This is a genomic window from Thermococcus fumicolans (assembly GCF_055386755.1).
Map to the genome: position 1 here is coordinate 1,823,576 of NZ_AP042424.1, position 18,943 is coordinate 1,842,518.

The window sequence follows — 18,943 nt, forward strand, 5'->3', positions numbered from 1 at the left end:
GATTTGGCCACCAACCTTTTTAAGACATGCCCCGAGGCTGGGTTAGCGAGGTGAGAACTTTGGTCTGGGAGACCCCATACTTTTCATACGCCGTGCGCGAGCTACCAAAGGGCTGCCAGCTCTGCGTCAGGGGCGAGAAGCTCGTCCTCTTTACCACTGGAAAATGCCCGCGAGACTGCTTCTACTGCCCTCTAAGCCCATGGAGGAGGGAAGATGTAGTTTACGCCAACGAGAGACCGGTTAAGGGCGTTGATGACGTCATCGAGGAGGCCCTCCTGCAGGAGGCGAAGGGGGCAGGAGTCACGGGCGGAGACCCGCTCGCGAGGCTCGACAGGACGGTGGAGTACATAAAACTCCTGAAGGAGCGCTTTGGCGAGGACTTCCACGTCCACCTCTACACCACCGGCGCTCTGGCAACAAAGAAGAACCTCGAAAAGCTCTACGACGCTGGACTGGACGAGATACGCTTCCATCCTGACCTGTTCAACCCCAACTCGAAGCTCTTCAAAGTGGAGATAGAGAACATAAAGAACGCCTTCGACTTCGACTGGGACGTCGGCGGCGAGATACCCTCCATCCCGGGCCAGTTCGAGAGGATGAGGTGGTACGCCGAGTTTCTCGATAAGCTCGGCGCGAAGTTCCTCAACGTGAACGAGCTTGAGTACAGCGAGATGACACTTAAGACTCTCCTCGACATGGGCTACCAGCCGGTCAGCGACGAGAGCGCGGCCATAAAGGGTTCCCTTGAAGTAGGCCTCAAACTCCTCGAGTGGGGCGAGGAGAACACCTCCCTGAGCTACCACCTCTGCACCGCCAAGCTGAAGGATGCAGTCCAGCTTAGGAACAGGCTGAAGAGAATGGCGAGGAAGGTGGCTAAGCCTTACATGGAGGTGACCGAGGAGGGGACGCTCCGCTTTGGCATCGCTGAATACGACGACCTCGATGCCCTCTACAGCTTCCTCGTGGAGGAGGCGGAGGTACCAGAGGGGTGGCTCTACATCAACCGCGAGAAGGGCAGGATAGAGATGCCAGAGGAAGTTGCGGTCGAGCTGGCGGAGGCAGTAGAAGGGGACGTTAAGTTCTTCATCGTGGAGGAGTACCCGACCTGGGATCACCTCGAGGTAGAGCGGGTTCCTCTGCCCTGATTTTTATAACGCCGAAAATATTATAAAACTCGCAGATTTTATAAAAGCCCAGGTGATGGCTTTGGCGTTCGAAGAGTACGATGATTTTGATGAGGCCTTCTCAAAGCTCCTGGAGCTTCTGGAGTTCGACCTCAGCGACCCCTTCAAGGACGTTGAGAAAGTCCTCTGCGTGGAGCCCCACCCGGACGACTGCGTCATAGGTCTCGGGGGGACGATAAGGAAGCTGACGGAGGGAGGAATCGAGGTTATCTACCTCCTCCTCACGGACGGCTCGATGGGGACCACTGACGAGGGCATCTCAAACCACGAACTCGCCCTGATAAGGATGAGGGAGGAAGAAGAGAGCGCCAGACTTTTGGGGGTTGACAGGATAATCCAGCTCGGCTACAGGGACACGGAGCTCCCCTACAGCCTGGAGGCCAGAAAAGCCATAATAGAGGTCATCCGCGCCGAGAAACCGGATATGGTGCTCCTACCCGACCCCTGGCTCCCCTACGAGTCCCACCCCGACCACGTGGCGGCCGGAAAGCTCACCCTAGAGGCAATAGCCTTCTCCCCGCTCCCGAACGTGGCCCGGCAGGATCTCCACGCGGGCCTCAAACCGCACCAGGTCGAGAGGATAGGGTTCTACTACACCGCCAGGCCGAACTACTTCGTCGACATAACCGACGTGATGGAACTCAAGCTGAGGGCCGTGAGGGTCCACAGAAGCCAGTTCACCGACGAGGTATGGGAGAAGTGGGAGCCCTTCCTGAGGACGATCGCCCTCTACTACGGAAAAATGGGTGGGGTTAAGTACGCGGAAGGGCTACGCTTCATGCCGGGCCTGTTCCTCCACATAACCCCCTTCTCGGAGCTCGTTTAGTCGAGCTCCCTCTTGGCTATCCTTTCCAGCTCGCGCAGGAAGCTCTCAAGGGGCATCGTGTCGAGGCCGAACTTCCTGAGGGGCTCGTACCTGCGGGGGTCGTCGGTTACCAGCAGGGTGCCCTGGGTTATGGACGTGGCGGCGACGAGGATGTCCTCTACGTCCATCACGATACCTTTTCTGAGGAGGCTGGCCTCTATCCTGGCCCCCTTCAGCAGGATCTCGTCCGTGAGGGGCACCACTGTGTAGATCTCCTTCAACACCTCCAGCTCGTTCTCTACGCTCCTCTTGAGGTAGGCCTTCGCCGAGAGGTACTGGTAGAGCGTGATGACCGAGATCGAGACGTTGAACTTCGCCAGGGTTATCTCGAGCTGCCTCCTCCTGCTGGCCGTGTGCATCTTCACCATCGTGAGGGCGTCGAAGGTTATGTCCGGCGGCAGGGGCATCTTCAACTCCCCTTCTTCTTTTTGAGTATGCTCTCGAGGGTCTCGGCCTCCTCATCGCTGAAGACCACGTCCTCGACCTTCTTGTCGAGCTCCACCAGGTGCCAGACCTCTATGAGCCTCTGGAGCACCTCATCGTACGATTTTGCATCCATCCTGCTCTTCAGCATCTTTATCTTCTTCCAGGTGCTCTCGTCAACGGCTATGGTCTTCATTCCAACCCCTCCCTAACGACGCTCCTGTAGGCTTCAACGCTCCACTTTCTGGGTATGCGCTCCTTGGTTATCAGGTCAACCTCGTACAGCCCGAACCTTATTTTAAAGCCCATGGCCCACTCGTAGTTGTCAGTGAGCGCCCAGTGGAAGTAGCCCCTGACGTCGGCCCCGTTCTCGATGGCCGTCTTCATAGCCTCAACGTGCTCCCTAATGTACCTCGGCCTCAGTATGTCCTTGGAATCGGCCACGCCGTTCTCGGTTATGTAGATCGGCTTTCCGTACTCCGTGAGCTCCATGATGGAGTCGTAGAGGCCCTTTGGATAGACCTCCCACCCGAAGTCGCTCGTCGGGTTGTTATCAGGGGAGACGCTGTTCGGATCGCCCGAGTAGCCGTAGCCCTCAGCCCCAACGAAGCTCACCATCGGGAGCTCTTCAAAGCGGGGCTCGGTCCACTTAACGACCTCCCTGGTGTAGTAGTTGTTGCCGATCCAGTCGTTTCTGGCCAGGTGCTTGATCCTTACGGGCTCCCAGTTGAGGTCGAGGTCAACCCTGCCATCGTTGAGGGCGTTGAGGAAGATCCTGTTGTGGAAGTAGTCGTAGTTCTCGGCCGCTTTAACGTCCCTCTCGTTCCGGGGGTCGAGGGGATAAGCCGGTATGGTGTTGAGGATTATCCCGACCGGGGCATCCGAGTGCTCCTTTATGGCGTCGTAGGCCCTCGCGTGGGCCACAATCTGGTTCACAATGACAGCCTTGGCAGCTCCAGGGTTGATTATTCCGGGCGGCCATCCGACGTAGGGGGCGAGGTAGCCGAGCTCAACCGTCACCATAGGCTCGTCGAAGGTCGCCCAGAAGTCCACCAGTTCGGAGAACCTCCACGCCACGTAGGCGGAGAACTTGACGAACTCCACAACGTTCCCCTCATCGACCCATCCCTTAGCTCTAGCCCTCTGAAGGTTCTCCCTCACCTCGAGGGGGTCGTGAACCCATATCGGGAGGGTCTGATGGTTGAGGGTAACGAAGGTCGTGAAGCCGAGCTTTTTTAAGTTCCTCAAAACCTTAAGGTAGTGCGCGACCTCCCTCTGGTTCGCCAGCTTGTCGAGTTCCTCAAGGGCCTCCCTAGATACCTTCACGTTCTTTATGAGGCCGTAGGAGTCCCTCTCAACTTCGACCTCGACTCCTTTGGTGGGGCAGGGAAAGATCCTGCTCCACTCTATGGTCAGCTGGTAGGCGTTCAAACCGAGATCCTTAGCCAGACGGTGGTCTATCTCGTAGAGGCCGTAGTTGTTTATACCGTCCTCGGGAAGGTCCCCGCTGACGAGATCGTTCTTTATGTTGAACGGATCCCTCACCCACGCCCACCAGTCACTCCTGGCATCGATCCCCCGCCTGAGGGGATCCCCCATCTCGAACTGGAACGCGGACTGCACAACGCCCCACTGAAATTCCTTCACTACAAACCACCCACCGGTTTTATAGATTTCCAGGTTTTTATAATTTCCCCCGCCGGGCCCATTTTTGGGTCGATGTACTGCCATCCCCATTCATACCCAGACGTGAGACCCAAAAGGTTTATATAGAAGTCGCACATGTTATAAAATTGACATTATTTATAATGGGGTGGCAAACTATGAAAAAGGTCTTCGCCCTCTGGATCCTGGCCGTTTTCGTGGCCAGCGTTTTTGGGGCAGGTTACGGAATGGCCGCAACGAGCCTGCCAAGGAACGAAACCCTCTACACAGCCAACAGCGCTCCACCGACCAACGCCAATCCGTTTACCGGTGGTTCTGTGCTCGGCTTGGACGGGCTGATCTTTGAGCCCCTCTTCATGCTCAACTTCATGACCGGGGAGCTAAAACCATGGCTGGCCGAGAGCGGCAAGTGGATAAACGACAACACCTTTGAGGTGAAGCTCAGGCCCGACGTCAAGTGGCAGGACGGGAAGCCCCTCACCGCAGAAGACGTCAAGTTCTCCTACGAGTACTACCAGAGGATAGGCCTCAGGAACTGGACGGCTCTGGGGCTCAAGGAGATAAAGGTCGTCGATGACAGAACCGTTGACTTCATCTTCGACGGAACCCCCAACTACCAGCTCTGGCAGCTCCAGCTCTTCTTCGGATGGGGCCAGGGAGCGCTCATAGTCCCGAAGCACGTTTTCAAGGACGTAGACCCCTCAAAGATCCCGAAGATGACCTTCACCGGGGACGACATGAAGTACCTCGTCGGTTCCGGAGCCTACAAGCTCAAGGAGATAGTCGGGCAGGAGAAGGCCGTCCTCGAGAGGAACGATAACTGGTGGGGCATCAAGTACTTCGGAAAGCCCGGGCCCAAGTACATAGTCCAGCTCTACATAAACTCCAACGACCAGGCCGCCAACGCCTTCATCAAGGGCGACCTCGACGTTGGGACGTACTACATGGACATAGTCTCGGTCAGGAAGAAGAACCCCGACATAGTCAGCTGGCTTGACAAGTACCCATACTTCCCGCCCGTTGCCCCGGTTCTGCTCTACTTCAACACCCAGCACGCCCCGCTCAACGACCCGAGGGTGAGGAAGGCCATAGCGATGGCCATCAACCCGTACCAGATCTCCAACCAGGGCCCGATAAGCGACGTCCCCAAGCAGGTTCCCTTTGGGCCAGGCCTCCTCAAGAAGTGGGGCGACAAGATTGGGGTTGACGACCTCATAAAGCAGTACGGGTGGAAGTACGGGGACATAGCTGACGCCGCAAAGCTCCTCGACGAGGCGGGTATAAAGGACACCAACGGGGACGGCATAAGGGAGTACAACGGAAAGCCCCTGAAGCTCAAGTTCGTAACCTGCGCTGGCTGCTCCGACTGGCTCCAGGCGGGGGAGCTCATAGCCAACCAGCTCAAGGCCCTCGGAATCGAGGTCGAGATAGAGAAGGGCGACTGGACCAACTTCTTCATGAAGAGCCTCAAGAGCGGGGACTTCGACCTGGCCCTCCACTGGTCCGGAACCTTCCAGCCCACCGCGTACGCCGTCTTCAACGCCCTCATGTCAAAGAACGGGGCATCCAACTACGGGAAGTACGAGAACCAGCAGGTCGACAAGATCCTGGAGGAGTTCGGACACACGACCGACGAGAACAAGGAGGCACAGTACGTGAAGCAGCTCTGCCAGATCTGGCTCCAGGACGTTCCGGCGGTTCCAGTTTACATGGCGACCCTCTTCTACGAGGCCAACACCAAGTACTGGACCAACTGGCCCAACGCCAACAACCCCTACGGCGTCCCGATATTCTGGACCAACTACGGAACCTGGGGCACCGCGCTGGCCCTCCTCGGCGTTAAGCCCGTCAGCGGGACTGAGACGAGCACGACCCCGAGCGTGACGAGCAAGCCGACCACCACTGCAACCCCGAGCAAATCCACAACGACCTCGCCAAGCGGAACGACTACAACCACGACCAAGGAGAAGAAAGGCCTCTGCGGCCCGGCCCTGCTTGTGGGTCTGGCGATAGTACCCTTGCTTCTGAGAAGGCGGAAGTGATTTCTTCCCTTCCACCCTTTTGTTTCTAAAGCGATGATGGAGGGTTACGCATGGGTTTCAGGAAGTACCTGATACGCAAGACCATCGTCTACGGGATAACGTTCGTCTTCGCGGTCACCCTTAACTGGCTCCTCCCGAGGCTCATGCCCGGGAACCCCATAGAGGGCATGATGGCGCAGGCCGGGACTGGGGGAGCCAACCAGGCCCTCATAAAGTTTTATGAGAACCTGTACGGGTTAAATCAGCCCCTCTGGAAGCAGTTTATAAACTTCTGGACAAGCCTCTTCCACGGCGATCTGGGGTACAGCATACTCTACAACGCCCCGGTGTGGGATATAATCAAGAGGGCCCTCCCCTACGACATAGCCATCCTCCTCCCGGCGATAGTTCTCAGCTGGCTTGTTGGAAACTGGCTCGGTGCCATCGCCGGAAAGAACAGAACCTACGACAGGTACGTTATGCCCGTCTTCTACTTCCTTGCCAGCATCCCCTACTTCTGGTTTGCCATGCTCCTCGTCTACTTCCTGGGCGTCGAGGCGGGCTGGTTCCCCTACCAAGGGGCCTACGACCCCAGCCTCTCGCCGAGCCTCTCCCTGGATTTTGTGAAGAGCTTCCTCGCCCACTGGATACTCCCCTTCCTGAGCCTCTTTCTGGTTATGATAGGGAGCTGGGCCATAGGAATGCGCAACATGATAATCTACGAGCTTGAGGCAGACTACGTCCGCTACCTGGAGGCGCTTGGGGCCAGCGAGAGGCTGATGACGAAGCACGCCTACAGGAACGCGATCCTGCCCCAGGTCACGGGTCTGGCACTTCAGCTCGGCATGATGGTCGCGGGGGCGATAGCGACTGAGATAGTCTTCAACTACCCAGGGATAGGGGTCTTCATAATGAACGCTGCCCTGAGCCAGGACTACTTCCTCCTCCAGGGGGCGTTTCTGATGGTGGTCATCTCCGTACTGGCTGCCAATTTCATCATAGACCTGGTCTACGCCTTCATAGACCCGAGGGTCAGGGCCAGCTATACGGAGGGTTGAGGATGGGCAGGAGAAAGAGGCTGAACACGCTCAAACTGGCGTTCAGAAACGGCAAGTTCATCTTCGGCTTCAGTGTGCTGGCGTTCTTCGTCGTGTTTTCCCTAGTGGGCGGACTGGTGACACCATTCAGCGGGGACGGCCTCTACTACGAGAGGATACCCAACACCACGATGAAGATAGCGACTTACTCCCACAAGGACCTCCCGCCTATGAGCAACGAGACCCTTATCACTTACACCGGCAGGGAGGTCAAGGTAACCCACCTGCTGGGGACGGACGACTTCGGGAAGGACGTCTACGCCCAGCTCGTTCAGGGGCTGAGAACCAGCCTCTGGGTGGCCTTCCTGGCGGCGGTAGTGGGCACCCTGCTGGGGATAAGCGTAGGGTTCGTGGCCGGCTACAAGGGCAGCTGGGTCGACGAGGTACTGATGATGTTCGTCAACATCATGCTCGTCATCCCCTCCATAGTCCTCCTGATCCTCGTGGCGGCCTACCTCTCCGCCAGAAGCCCCGAGATCCAGGCCCTCATCATCGGCCTCACCAATTGGCCGTGGGTGGCCAGGGCTGTAAGGGCCCAGACACTGTCCCTGAAGAACAGGGAGTTCGTGAACCTCGCCAAGCTCTCCGGCCAGGGGGATCTGAGGATAATCTTCGGGGAGATAATGCCGAACATGGTGTCCTACATCTTCATGGCAGGCATACTGGAGTTCAGCGGGGCCATACTGGCTAGCGCGACGCTGGACTTCATAGGCCTCGGCCCGACGACGACCGTATCCCTTGGAACGATCCTCCAGAGGGCGATCTCCCATAACGCGCTCCAGTTCGGCTGGTGGTGGTGGTTCATTCCGCCCGGGCTGATAATAACCCTCATTATAGCGGCCCTGTTCTTCGTCAACCTGGGCATGGAAGAGGTGTTCAACCCGCGCCTCAGGAGGGGTGGAGAATGAGCCTCCTCAACGTCAGTAACCTCAAAATCTACTACAAAACACCAGTGGGTCCAGTAAAAGCCGTCGACGGAGTGAGCTTCAAAGTCAAAAAAGGCGAAGTCTTCGGGATAGCGGGCGAGAGCGGCTGCGGAAAATCAACCCTAGTCCACTCCCTCATCCTCAGAAAACCACCCATGTACCACGCCGGCGGAAAAGCCACATTCAAAGGAAAAGACCTAATGAAACTAAGCCCAGAAGAAGCCAGAAAAATCCGCTACACCGAGCTTTCCATAATCCCACAGTACGCCATGAACGCCCTAAACCCCACCAAGAAAATCAAAGACACAGTCTGGGACCTGGCAAGAGAACACGGGCACGACGACAGAAAAGAAATCGAAAAACTCCTCCGCGAGAGACTAGCAATGGTCAAACTCTCACCCAAGGTTGCGGACATGTACCCCGTCGAGCTGAGCGGCGGAATGAGGCAAAGAGCAACAATGGTCGTCTCCACGCTTCTCAACCCCGATCTCCTCATAGCGGACGAAATAACCTCCGCCCTGGACGTCACGACCCAGAGGGTCGTAATAGAACTCCTCCACCACTTCATGGAAGAGGGCATAGTCAAATCCATAATCTTCGTCACCCACGATCTGGCATTACTCGATAAAATCGCCGACAGGACAATGATCCTCTACGCGGGCAAAACGGCCGAACTGGGACCAACCGAGGAGATAATCAACAACCCAACCCACCCCTACACCCAACTCCTCCTGAACTCCCTTCCGAGGATGGGAGTCCAGTACAAGAAGCAAAAACTCAAGGGAATCCCAGGCTACCCGATAAGCCTCCTCAACCCGCCAAAAGGCTGCCGCTTCTACACCCGCTGTCCATACGTTATGAACCGCTGCAAGGACGAAGAACCACCGCTCGTCAAGGTAGGAGAAGAACACTACGCGGCCTGCCACCTTCTAGGAGGTGAATCACAATGAAAGAACTCCTCAAGGTCGAGCACCTGACGAAAACCTTCACCTCGGGAATGATCGGCGGTTACGAGATCAGGGCAGTCGACGACGTCAGCTTTGAAATAAAACCCGGGGAGATAGTCTCACTCGTCGGCGAGAGTGGAAGCGGCAAAACAACCGTCGGAAAACTCATCCTCCGCCTCCTCACGCCAACGTCCGGCAGAATACTCTTCGAAGGCAAGGACATAATGAAGCTCACCAAAAAAGAAATCAAGAAGGACTACTACCGGAAGGTCCAGGCCGTTTTCCAAGACCCCTTCGCGAGCTTCAACCCGCTCCACGAGGTCGACAGGGCCTTCGACCTGGTCTTCGACTCCTTTTTCCCCGACGTGAGCAAGGGCGAGAGGGACGACATGATAGACCAGGCCCTCGTTCAAGTCGGCCTAAATCCCTCGGAAGTCCGCGGCAAGTACCCACACCAGCTCAGCGGCGGTCAATTGCAGAGGATCCTCATAGCAAGATCCCTCCTGCTCAAGCCGAAACTCCTGGTGGCGGACGAAGCGGTCTCGATGCTCGATGCGAGCACGAGGATAGACATTCTGAACCTCCTCGGCGACTTCAGGGACAGGTACGGTACTTCCGTACTCTTCGTCACGCACGACTTGGCTTTGGGCTACTACATCAGCGATTACACGATCATCATGTACAGGGGAACTATCGTCGAGATGGGTGATACCGAGAAAGTCTTCCACAATCCGCTCCACCCGTACACTCGGATGCTCCTCGAGAGCGTTCCCGATTTGAATGTGAAGTGGGAGTTCAAGGGGATTGAGCCTGAAAAAGAGGAGGAGGCTGTTTACTCGATTCAGGGCTGTCGTTACGCTCCAAGGTGCCCGAGGGCCAAGGATGTCTGCTTCAAAATCCGCCCGGAGCTGAGGGAACTTGAGAAGAACCACTGGGTTGCATGCCACCTCTACGGGGGTGAGTGAATGCACGCGACGCTTGAGGAGATTAGGAAGACCCCAGAAGGAATAATAAAAGCCCAGAAGGCCTTTGAGGAGTTCGTAACAGCTCACGACTTCCGGTTACCGAGTGAGATAGTCTACACTGGTTGCGGCAGCTCCCACTTCCTGTCGCAGCCGCTGGCCATGGCAACCACCCACCTTGGGGGCAGGGGACTCAGCGTCCCCTGCTCCGAACTTCTGCACTCGAGGGAATGGTACCCGATAGGGAAGCCGGGGCTTCTGGTGGCAATCTCGCGCTCCGGTGAAACCACCGAGGCCATAAAAGCCCTCGAAGCCCTCAACGTTTCAAAGTTCGCCCTCACAGCCTACGAGAGCTCCCTTTCAAGGAAAGCCGACTACTCCCTCATCGTTCCCACCAGGGAGGAGAGCATCGTCATGACCCACTCGTTCACGGCCTTCTACTTCGCCTTCCTCCAGCTCATAAACGAGTCGTTCGGAGCCGAAACCTACGATGCCGAAGCGGTATCAGACCTCACGCGCGAGGTTCTGGGAAAAGAGCCCCAGATCAGGGAGATAGTGGAAGAGTTCGACTTCAGGAACGTCATCTTCCTCGGCTCGGGGGTACTCTACCCGATAGCACTGGAGGCCATGCTCAAGATGAAGGAGATGGCCCTCTTCTGGAGCGAGGCCTATCAAACCTTCGAGGTCAGGCACGGCTTCAAGTCCATAGCCGATGATGGAACCCTCGTCGTTATGCTCGTCGAGAAACCCTTCGACTGGCACGAGAGGCTCACCAAGGAGTTCCAGGGCCAGGGAGCGAGAGTCCTCACTGTCGGGAGGGAAGATACCGGGGCGGACTACTTCCTTGAGGTTCCGGAGCTGGAGCCGCCGGCTGGGATCGTGCTGTACCTCCCGGTAATCCAGCTTCTGGCGTACTACAAGGCAGTTAAGAGGGGCCTGAACCCCGACAACCCGCGCTTTCTGAGCAAGGTGGTGACGTGGTGATGGCGATGTCCAGGGTGGGCTTCGACTCCAGGGGGTACGTAATAGACGGCGAGAGGGTGAGACTGCTCGGCGGGACGCTCCAGTTCTTCAGGGTGCCCAGGGAAGCGTGGAGGGACAGGCTGCTGAAGATGAAGCGCCACGGCCTCAACACCGTCGACACCTACGTCGCATGGAACTGGCACGAGCCGGAGAAAGGGGAACTCGACTTCACGGGCGAGACCCATCCCCAGCGGGATCTGGTGGGCTTCCTTGAGCTTGCCCAGGAGCTCGGCTTTTACGTCATAATAAGACCGGGCCCCTACATCTGCGGAGAGTGGAAGAACGGCGGGATTCCTGACTGGCTAATAAGGGAGCACCCCGAGATACTGGCCAAAGGGCCTGAGGGACCCCTGCCGAGGGACGTCTACTATCCCCCGATCACATACCTCCACCCAACCTACCTGAGGGCCGTTGGGGAATGGTACGACGCGGTCTTCCCGATCATCAAAAAGTTCCTCTACACGAAAGGCGGGCCGATAATAAGCGTCTCCATCGACGACGAACCCTCCTACTGGGAGACAATATTCCAGCCCTTCCTGACGGACTACAACGAGGTAATAACAAAACCCGGCGGCCTCTGGGAGAGATGGCTGAGGGAGAACTTCGAGCTTGAAGAGCTCAGGAGGCGCTATAAAGGGGATTTCAGAGATTACAGTGAAATAAAGCCGCCCACGAGCTTCTCCGAGCCCCTTCCCAAGCTCCTCGACTGGCACCGCTTCAAGATATGGATGACCAACGAGTACGTCCGCTTCCTCTACGAGAGAATGGAGAGTACCTTTGACGTCCCCATAAGCATCCTGGACCCCTACCTCCTCCAGCTGGCCTGGAGGCACTTCTTCGGTTACATGAGGGAGCACGACATGAGGATCCACGTCTGGACCGAGTTCTGGTACTCCTTCTACCGCTCCTTCGACTTCAAGGAGGACAGACTCGGCCACCTGTACTACAAGACGGGCATCTACCGCTACCACGTCAGGAAGGCCGGAACGCCCCCGCTCAGCATAGAGACCCAGGCTTCTCTGGCACATACGATCGAGCCGGACGAGGCTGAGCTCCTCTACGCCCTCCTGCCGGCCCTGGGGATCAGGAACATAAACTACTACCTCTTCGTCGGCGGCGAAAACCCGAGGGGCTACGAGTCCCACAACGGCGTTACGTGGGACGTGTACTCCCCCATAGGGCTCAGCGGGGAGGAGAGGCCCCATCTGAAGACCATCGCCAACCTGAACCTATTCCTCTCCAACGCCCCGGGGCTTGAGGGGGCCGAGCTGAGGCCGAAGGTCGCGGTCGCCCTCTACGAGCCCTACGAGCCCCTCAGCCTGTGGGGATATGGCGGACTGGAGGAGAGCACCGACCTGAACGAGTACCTGCTCGGCGAGAGGGGCCTGTTAACCCTGCTGGCCATGAGTAACACCCCCTTCGACGTTCTCGACCTGGAGGATGCTGGCTTGGATGAGCTGCTATCCTACGAGCAGGTGTGGGTCTACAGCCTCGACTTCATGGCCCGGGAAGTCCAGGACAAGCTCGTGGAGTTCGTAAAGGCCGGGGGGAACCTAGTGATCCTCCCGATGCTCCCGCGCTACGACGAGAACATGGAGCCCTACGAGGCCCTTGCAAACTTCCTCGGGGTGGAGGTCGAGAGGGCAGGGGCGAGGAGCAACCCCAGGCTTATTCAGTTCCTCAGCGTCTCGGCGGAGGGGATCGACAGGATGCTCGTCAGGAACACGGTTAGGGGAGTCCGGGGCGGCGAGCCGATAGCGTTCTTGGGAGACAAACCCGTCGGAGCGGTCGTGAGGAAGGGAAAGGGTACCGCCATAGTCCTTGGCTTCAGGCTGCAGTACTACACGAGCCACCACGACCTCCACAGGAAGTTTGTGTGGAAGCTCAAGGAACTGCAGGGGGTCAGTGAGGAGTTCAAGGTGACAAACCCGGACATGATAGTGCTCCCCCTAAAGGGCGAGGGCTACTCCTACCTAGCCGTCTTCAATCCCAGGGGACACGGGATAAGGGGCAGGATAGAGTACAGTGGCATTACAATCCCGGAGCTGATGGACTGGATAGAGATGAGGGGGCGGGGGGTTCTGTTCCTCCCGATAAACGTCGAGTACGACGGGCTGAGGATCGCCCACGCCACAGCCACACCGGTAGCGGCCAAGAACGGGGTGGTAACATTCAGGAACCACCTATCAAACCTGTCCGAGGTCTCGGTTGTGACGGAGGGCGAGGTAAGGGTCGGGGGAGGGGAAGTGGTGGATGAAGCTCGGGAGGGCGATAGAACGACCCTCGTGGTGGAGCACGACGGGGAGTACTTCGAGGTCGAGGTAGTTTAGGCTTTTAATTCTTTAATCCCAACGTAAACCGAAACGGGAGGACGCCGGCACTTACGCCACCGTAAGTAACTTACGGGGGCATAAGTTGTAAGGGTTCCGAAAAAGTTATTTACCCTTCCGAATATTAACGGCCATGCGGGTCTTCATCAAGGACTATCTGCTCCCGTGGCTGTTCACCATCGTCTTCTGGGTTGCCATCTGGGCTCTCGCTCCCTGGAAGGGGATACATCTATCTCCTCCAAACGTCTTTTCGGTTCTCTTTCTCCTGCCCATATTTCTCCTCGTGGCTCTGTACTTCGTTGGAAAGACCCTCGAACGCTACGGCTACTCGCGAAAGGACCTCAGAAGGCTTCCGGAGATAATCGAGAGAACCCACGGGAAGCTCTACCCGGCCAAGGATATCTTCGATACCATCGCAAAGGCTCTCATTTTCTGGGGACTGTTTTCTTCGGCTGTTCTCCTGACAGAGAACCCCCTGTGGGGAGTCCTCAACGCCGTCGCGATGTTTGCGCTGATATTTTCGTTTTTCGTCCTGCTCATCTCGATGATAATCTGGGTGGTGGTATTTCCGCACTCCCTTTACCGGATTTTTAGGGGTAAAGAACCGCACAGGGGCCTCATAGATTTTGTCGTTGAGTACAACCTCGTTCTCACCGGGATTCTCCTGGCGGTTAGGCTCATCGCGCTTCATGCTGGCGACATCTCTGCTCCCCGCTACCTCGTGGAGCTAATCACCTTCGGAAGAAACGACCGCGTTGTGAATGCCCTTTTCGAGCTTTCGGCACTGAACTTCCTCTTTGGGCTGGTCGGCTTTTACGGGCCGAAAAGAATCGGAAAGGCAACAGCTTTGCTCCTGACACTCATCGTCTTCGGCCAGCTGTGGGTTGTCTGGGGGTTGTTTGGTTGAGGGAAAGCGTTAATTACGCCAAGCACTATTCACGGACATGGATGGAGGTAGAACACATGCTCCAAAGAGAGCTGGCAATCTTCACGTGCTTATGATGGCCTTTGGAACAATGAGCGAAGAGGAAGTCGAGAGGCTTAAGAAGGAGCTCAAGGAAGTCGAAGACTGGATAAACTCTTGGGTACCCATTCAATTGGAGAATTCAAGAGAAGACGAAGAATGAAATTTTGGAAAAGTGAGAAGGCTCAAACCCTCTCAATCCCTATCTTCGCCTGAACCTCTGGCCATTCAACGACGTAGCCCTTTGCTTCTCCAAAGATTACCTCGGTCGCTCTCGTCTCCTTCATGATGTAGTCGAGGTTTTCGCTGAGAAGCTCGCGGTTCTCGTCGGTGGTCTCTATGGTTACCCTAATGCGGTCGTTGACGTCCAAATCAAGTCTCTTGCGCATCTCCTGTATCCTCCTGACGAACTCCCTGGCGAGGCCTTCCGCGAGTAACTCCCTCGTGAGTGTCTTGTCGATGAATACCCTACCGCCCTCGAACTCTTCGCTAACGAAGAAGTCCGGGAGCTTCTCCTCTATTGTCAGGTGCTCCCTAGTGAGATGGAAGGTCTTTCCATCGATTTCAACGTCCATCTCCCCGGCCTCGTAGAGCTCCCTTCCGTGCTCGTTTATCCAAGCTATGACTTTCTTGGCGTCGCCCTTGAACTCCGGTCCAACTTTCGCGAAGTTCGGCTTTATGACGAGCTCGCGCTCGACCCTGCCAACGACAACCTCTTTCGCGTTGAGCTGGTCGCGCAGGATTCTGTTGAGCCTTTTGACGGCCTTCTTTACTGTTTCGTCTTCGGTCTCGATTATTATCCTCCTGACCGGATAGCGGAGCTTTATCTTCGCCCTCTGCCTCGCTGAAGAGCCTGCCTCGACTATCTTCCTCACTGCTTCCATCTCGCGCTCAAGTTCTTCATCAATGACATTCTCGTCGGCCTTCGGCCAGTCAAGCATGTGGACGCTTTCAACACCGACGAAGGGCCTCAGGAGGTTCTGGTAGATTTCCTCCGCTATGTAGGGCGTAAACGGGGCCATTAGCCTCAGCAGGACGTCGAAGACCTTCCAGACTGTGTAGTAGGCCGCCAACTTGTCCGGGTCGTCCCCTTCAACCCACATGCGCTTCCTGATGAGCCTGACATACCACCTGCTTAGGTCCTCAACGACGAAGTTGTAGATGGCCCTTGTCGCCTTCGTGAGCCTGAAGGTCTCTATTCCTTCGGTAACCTCTCCTATGAGGCTGTTGACCCTGCTGAGAATCCAGCGGTCCTCCTCTCTGAACGGAAGCTCCTCCGGCTTGAGCTTGGTCGGGTCAAAGTTATCGAGGCTCATGTAGGTGGCGCTGAGAACGTATACGTTCCAGAGTATGTTGAGCATCCTCTTAACCTGGGCTAAGCCCTTCCAGCTGAAGCGGAGGTTCTCCCACGGGTTGGTGGCCCAGAGCATGTAAAAGCGGAATGGGTCGCGCCCTTCCCTCTGGACGACTTCCTCAGGCCTTATGATGTTGCCGAGGCTCTTGCTCATCTTGTCGCCCTTCTCGTCGAGGACGTAGCCGTGCATGGCAACAGCCCTGTATGGAACGGTGTCGAAGGCTATAACCGAGGCCGCCTGCTGGGAGTAGAACCACTTGGTGACCTGGTCCTCACCCTCGACGATGAAATCAGCCGGCCAGAGCTTCTCGAAGAGTTCCTTGTTCCTCGGGTAGTCGAGAGAAGCCCAGCTCGCTATTCCGCTGTCGAACCACACATCAACGACGTCCCTTACGCGTTTCATCTCCTTGCCGTTGACCTTTATGATGAAGGCATCGACGTAGGGCCTGTGCAAATCTTCTGGCCCGAGCTTCTCCTCTATGACCTTTAGCTTCTCGTTGTAGTCCTCCGGAAGCTCAACGCGCTCGCCGTTGACCTCTATCGCCACGCTGAGCTTAACGAGTTCCTCGAAGCTTCCAACGACGTATATCTCTCCATCCTCACTCTGCCATATCGGGAGCGGTATTCCCCAGTAGCGCTGTCTGCTTATGACCCAGTCGCCCGAATTGAGAACACCGTTGTCGTAGCGCACTTTGACCCAGTCCGGATACCACGTGACCTTCTCGTCGTTCTCTTTGATTATCCTGTCCTTGACCTTGCTGACCTTGAGGAACCACTGGTCCGTTGCCCTGAAGATGAGCGGGGTCTTACAGCGCCAGCAGTGCGGGTACTTGTGCTCTATCTCCCCGGCCTTCACGAGGTAGCCCTTCTCGCGAAGGTGCTCGATTATTTCCCTGTCGGCGTCCTTGACGTAGGTCCCCTTCCACTTCCCTTCGGTGTACCTGCCCTGGTCGTCAACGGGACTGTAAACCGGCAGGCCGTACTTCTGCCCGACCTCAAAGTCCTCCTCACCGTGGCCCGGTGCCGTGTGAACCAGTCCTGTACCGTCCTCAAGGGTCACGTGCTCGCCGAGGATAACCCTGTGCGCCCACTCGTATTTCTCGCGGAACTCCTTCTGGACTGGATATTCGTCCATTAGAATGTGAACGTACCTTATTCCCTCAAGCTCCTCGCCCTTGAACTCCTCGACGATTTCGCCCTTAACTCCAACCTCGGCAAGAACCTTCTCGACGAGGGCCTTCGCTATTATCCAGTACTCCTCCCCCTTATCAGTCTCGACTCTAACCTTGGCGTAGTCATACTCGGGGTGGACGGTGACGGCGAGGTTGGCCGGGAGGGTCCAGGGCGTAGTCGTCCAGATGAGGAGGTACTCGTTATCTTTCCCCTCAATCGGGAACTTGACGTAGATGCTCGGGTCCTTCCTGAGCTTGTACTCTCCTCTAACCTCGTGTTCTGCCAAAGCCGTCTCACAGCGCGGGCACCAGTGGAGAACCCTCTTGTCCTTCTCCAAAAGCCCCTTTTCCCAGGCCTTCTTGAGTGTAAACCAGCCGGATTCGATGTACTCGTTCTTTATGGTCATGTACGGGTTGTCCCAGTCCATCCATATTCCCAGCTGCTTGAACTGCTCGGTCATTATTTTCAGGTTGTTCAGCGCGAACTCCTTACACTTCTTGATGAAGTTGTCAACCCCTATCTTGGTCTCGATGTCCTTCTTGGTTTTAAGGCCCAACGCCTGCTCGACCTTGACCTCTATTGGCAATCCGTGCATGTCGAAGCCCGGCTGCCTGCGCACGTTGTAGCCCTGCATCGTCCTGAAGCGTATCACCATGTCCTTGATTATCTTGTTCCAGGCGGTTCCGAGGTGTATTGCCCCGCTCACGTACGGAGGTCCGTCGAGGAAGTAGTACTTTGGACCGTTGGCCCTGCTTGCCTTGACCTTCTCGTAGGTGTCGTTCTCCTTCCAAAAGCGCTCTATCTTCTCCTCTAGCTTATCTGGGTTGTACTCCCTAAACTCCGGTTCTTTAATCATCGAAAACCCCTCCAGAAGTGATAGTAAGGACTAACCCAGAAGAGGGCTCAGGCCCCGAAACGGGCGAAGCGAAGGATAAAACACTCCCCCCTCATGGGTATCGGGCCAAAGTTGGGAACTCCCTTTATAAGGTTTTTGGAAGCCCCTGAAGGGGGATGCCTATGAAAATCGCGGTCGGCTCAACCAATCCGACGAAGGTTAAGGCCGTTGAGAACGTGATGCGGAGGATTTACGGGGACGTGGAAGTTTTTGGAGTGGAGGTTCAGAGCGGTGTTTCCGACCAGCCGATCGGGATTGAGGAGATAGTCAGCGGTGCCACAAACAGGGCGAGGAGGGCACTGGAGGAGAACAAGGCCGACCTAGGCGTTGGAATTGAGGCCGGGATCTACCCCTTCCCAGGAACCCTGACCGGCTACCTTGACGTTCAGGTCTGCGCAATAGCGAGCCCCGATGGTTTGGTGACACTAGGCCATGGCCCCGGCTTTGAGTATCCCCCACTCGTAATCCGGAGGATTATCAGCGAGAGCGTTGAGGCCGGCGTTGCGATGGGTGAACTCGTGAACGACTTGGAGCTTAAGAAAAAGATCGGAGCGATAGGCGTTCTTAGCAAAGGACTTCTCACGAGGAGGGAGCTCAACGAGATAGCCGTTTTGATGGCGATGATACCGAGGCTGAACCCGGAACTTTTTGGAGTAGATGTGCCCTCCCCGACCGCCCCCCGCTCATCGCTCACGGGGGTGTGAGAGGGGAGGGCAGGGAAACCTAGGCTGCCGAGTTTTAAGAGTTTTCCACCTGTCTCTCTTCCTCGGGTTCCCCTTTCCTCCTGCTCTCGTTCTTTATGACCTGCCTCACGTAGTCTATGAACTTCCTGACCTCCTCGAGATCCTCCTCCGGGATGTCGACTATCTTCTTGTTCTTGCTCTTGTAGGTGAGCAGCTTGAGGAGAGCAAGCCTGCCGAGGGCCGTCTTTGTGCTTATCTCGCCCTCCTTCCAGTCCCGCCATATGGCGTTTGCTATGCCGTAGAACTCCGGTATGCTGTCCAGTCCGGGATCGCCGACGTCGAGAACCTCCTTTCCGAGGTACTTGTAGCGCTTCTCCTTTTCCTCCCGAGTGAACTCCTTGGTCTTCTCCGTTATGTACGCCTGCACCATT

General features: G+C 56.5%; 17 protein-coding genes. 12 read left to right on the forward strand and 5 right to left on the reverse strand.

Translation table 11 applies throughout. From position 1 onward, the window contains the following. The first annotated feature begins 59 nt into the window (after nucleotides 1-59). Together ACZ5AM_RS10260 and ACZ5AM_RS10265 are read left to right on the forward strand one after the other, a co-directional pair. Nucleotides 60-1,145, forward strand: a complete 1,086-nt coding sequence (locus ACZ5AM_RS10260) for a radical SAM protein (RefSeq protein ID WP_464916141.1) — start codon at nucleotides 60-62, stop codon at nucleotides 1,143-1,145. Between the two features lie 55 nt (nucleotides 1,146-1,200). After that, a complete protein-coding gene (locus ACZ5AM_RS10265; protein WP_464914845.1) occupies nucleotides 1,201-2,010 on the forward strand; it encodes a PIG-L deacetylase family protein in 810 nt (269 codons plus the stop codon). Here the strand turns inward: ACZ5AM_RS10265 and ACZ5AM_RS10270 are convergent. The 3 genes from ACZ5AM_RS10270 to bgaS are packed head-to-tail and all read right to left on the reverse strand — an operon-like array spanning nucleotide 2,007 to nucleotide 4,071. Next, nucleotides 2,007-2,456: a VapC toxin family PIN domain ribonuclease gene (locus ACZ5AM_RS10270; protein ID WP_464914846.1), complete on the reverse strand. Its 450-nt coding sequence runs from the start codon at nucleotides 2,454-2,456 to the stop codon at nucleotides 2,007-2,009. The genes ACZ5AM_RS10265 and ACZ5AM_RS10270 overlap by 4 nt on opposite strands. Before the next feature lie 2 nt (nucleotides 2,457-2,458). Then, the gene (locus tag ACZ5AM_RS10275; RefSeq protein WP_464914847.1) at nucleotides 2,459-2,668 is read right to left on the reverse strand and encodes a DUF7557 family protein; all 210 of its coding nucleotides are present in this window, start codon (nucleotides 2,666-2,668) and stop codon (nucleotides 2,459-2,461) included. Beyond that, the gene (gene bgaS, locus ACZ5AM_RS10280) at nucleotides 2,665-4,071 is read right to left on the reverse strand and encodes a beta-galactosidase BgaS (RefSeq protein ID WP_464916142.1); all 1,407 of its coding nucleotides are present in this window, start codon (nucleotides 4,069-4,071) and stop codon (nucleotides 2,665-2,667) included. The genes ACZ5AM_RS10275 and bgaS overlap by 4 nt, the downstream gene beginning before the upstream one ends. Before the next feature lie 224 nt (nucleotides 4,072-4,295). Between bgaS and ACZ5AM_RS10285 the strand changes: the two genes are divergently transcribed. From ACZ5AM_RS10285 to ACZ5AM_RS10325, 9 genes are all read left to right on the forward strand, one after another. Next, the gene (locus tag ACZ5AM_RS10285) at nucleotides 4,296-6,179 is read left to right on the forward strand and encodes an ABC transporter substrate-binding protein (protein WP_464914848.1); all 1,884 of its coding nucleotides are present in this window, start codon (nucleotides 4,296-4,298) and stop codon (nucleotides 6,177-6,179) included. A gap of 50 nt (nucleotides 6,180-6,229) precedes the next feature. Continuing rightward, entirely contained in the window at nucleotides 6,230-7,216 is a 987-nt protein-coding gene (locus ACZ5AM_RS10290; RefSeq protein WP_464914849.1) for an ABC transporter permease, read from the forward strand. 2 nt (nucleotides 7,217-7,218) lie between these two features. Continuing rightward, nucleotides 7,219-8,163, forward strand: coding sequence for an ABC transporter permease (locus ACZ5AM_RS10295; RefSeq protein WP_464914850.1), 945 nt, complete (start codon nucleotides 7,219-7,221; stop codon nucleotides 8,161-8,163). Beyond that, on the forward strand, nucleotides 8,160-9,131 hold the full coding sequence (locus tag ACZ5AM_RS10300) for an ABC transporter ATP-binding protein (RefSeq protein WP_464914851.1): 972 nt from the start codon (nucleotides 8,160-8,162) through the stop codon (nucleotides 9,129-9,131). The genes ACZ5AM_RS10295 and ACZ5AM_RS10300 overlap by 4 nt, the downstream gene beginning before the upstream one ends. Continuing rightward, the gene (locus ACZ5AM_RS10305) at nucleotides 9,128-10,093 is read left to right on the forward strand and encodes an ABC transporter ATP-binding protein (RefSeq protein WP_464914852.1); all 966 of its coding nucleotides are present in this window, start codon (nucleotides 9,128-9,130) and stop codon (nucleotides 10,091-10,093) included. The genes ACZ5AM_RS10300 and ACZ5AM_RS10305 overlap by 4 nt, the downstream gene beginning before the upstream one ends. Continuing rightward, the gene (gene glmD, locus ACZ5AM_RS10310; RefSeq protein ID WP_464914853.1) at nucleotides 10,094-11,074 is read left to right on the forward strand and encodes a glucosamine-6-phosphate deaminase; all 981 of its coding nucleotides are present in this window, start codon (nucleotides 10,094-10,096) and stop codon (nucleotides 11,072-11,074) included. Next, nucleotides 11,074-13,443 (forward strand): beta-galactosidase, encoded by a 2,370-nt coding sequence (locus tag ACZ5AM_RS10315; protein ID WP_464914854.1) that lies wholly within the window; start codon nucleotides 11,074-11,076, stop codon nucleotides 13,441-13,443. The genes glmD and ACZ5AM_RS10315 overlap by 1 nt, the downstream gene beginning before the upstream one ends. 133 nt (nucleotides 13,444-13,576) lie before the next feature. Next, nucleotides 13,577-14,350 carry a hypothetical protein gene (locus ACZ5AM_RS10320; protein WP_464914855.1) on the forward strand — a complete coding sequence of 258 codons (774 nt, stop codon included), beginning with the start codon at nucleotides 13,577-13,579 and terminating at the stop codon, nucleotides 14,348-14,350. Between the two features lie 37 nt (nucleotides 14,351-14,387). Continuing rightward, nucleotides 14,388-14,570, forward strand: coding sequence for an antitoxin VapB family protein (locus ACZ5AM_RS10325; protein WP_464914856.1), 183 nt, complete (start codon nucleotides 14,388-14,390; stop codon nucleotides 14,568-14,570). 22 nt (nucleotides 14,571-14,592) lie between these two features. Here ACZ5AM_RS10325 and ileS read toward each other — a convergent pair whose 3' ends face one another. Continuing rightward, on the reverse strand, nucleotides 14,593-17,790 hold the full coding sequence (gene ileS, locus ACZ5AM_RS10330) for an isoleucine--tRNA ligase (RefSeq protein ID WP_464914857.1): 3,198 nt from the start codon (nucleotides 17,788-17,790) through the stop codon (nucleotides 14,593-14,595). Between the two features lie 155 nt (nucleotides 17,791-17,945). Between ileS and yjjX the strand changes: the two genes are divergently transcribed. After that, nucleotides 17,946-18,533, forward strand: a complete 588-nt coding sequence (gene yjjX / locus ACZ5AM_RS10335; RefSeq protein WP_464914858.1) for an inosine/xanthosine triphosphatase — start codon at nucleotides 17,946-17,948, stop codon at nucleotides 18,531-18,533. A 34-nt stretch (nucleotides 18,534-18,567) separates the two neighbouring features. Here yjjX and ACZ5AM_RS10340 read toward each other — a convergent pair whose 3' ends face one another. Continuing rightward, on the reverse strand, nucleotides 18,568-18,942 hold the full coding sequence (locus ACZ5AM_RS10340; RefSeq protein WP_464916143.1) for a hypothetical protein: 375 nt from the start codon (nucleotides 18,940-18,942) through the stop codon (nucleotides 18,568-18,570). Nucleotide 18,943 lies beyond the last annotated feature (1 nt).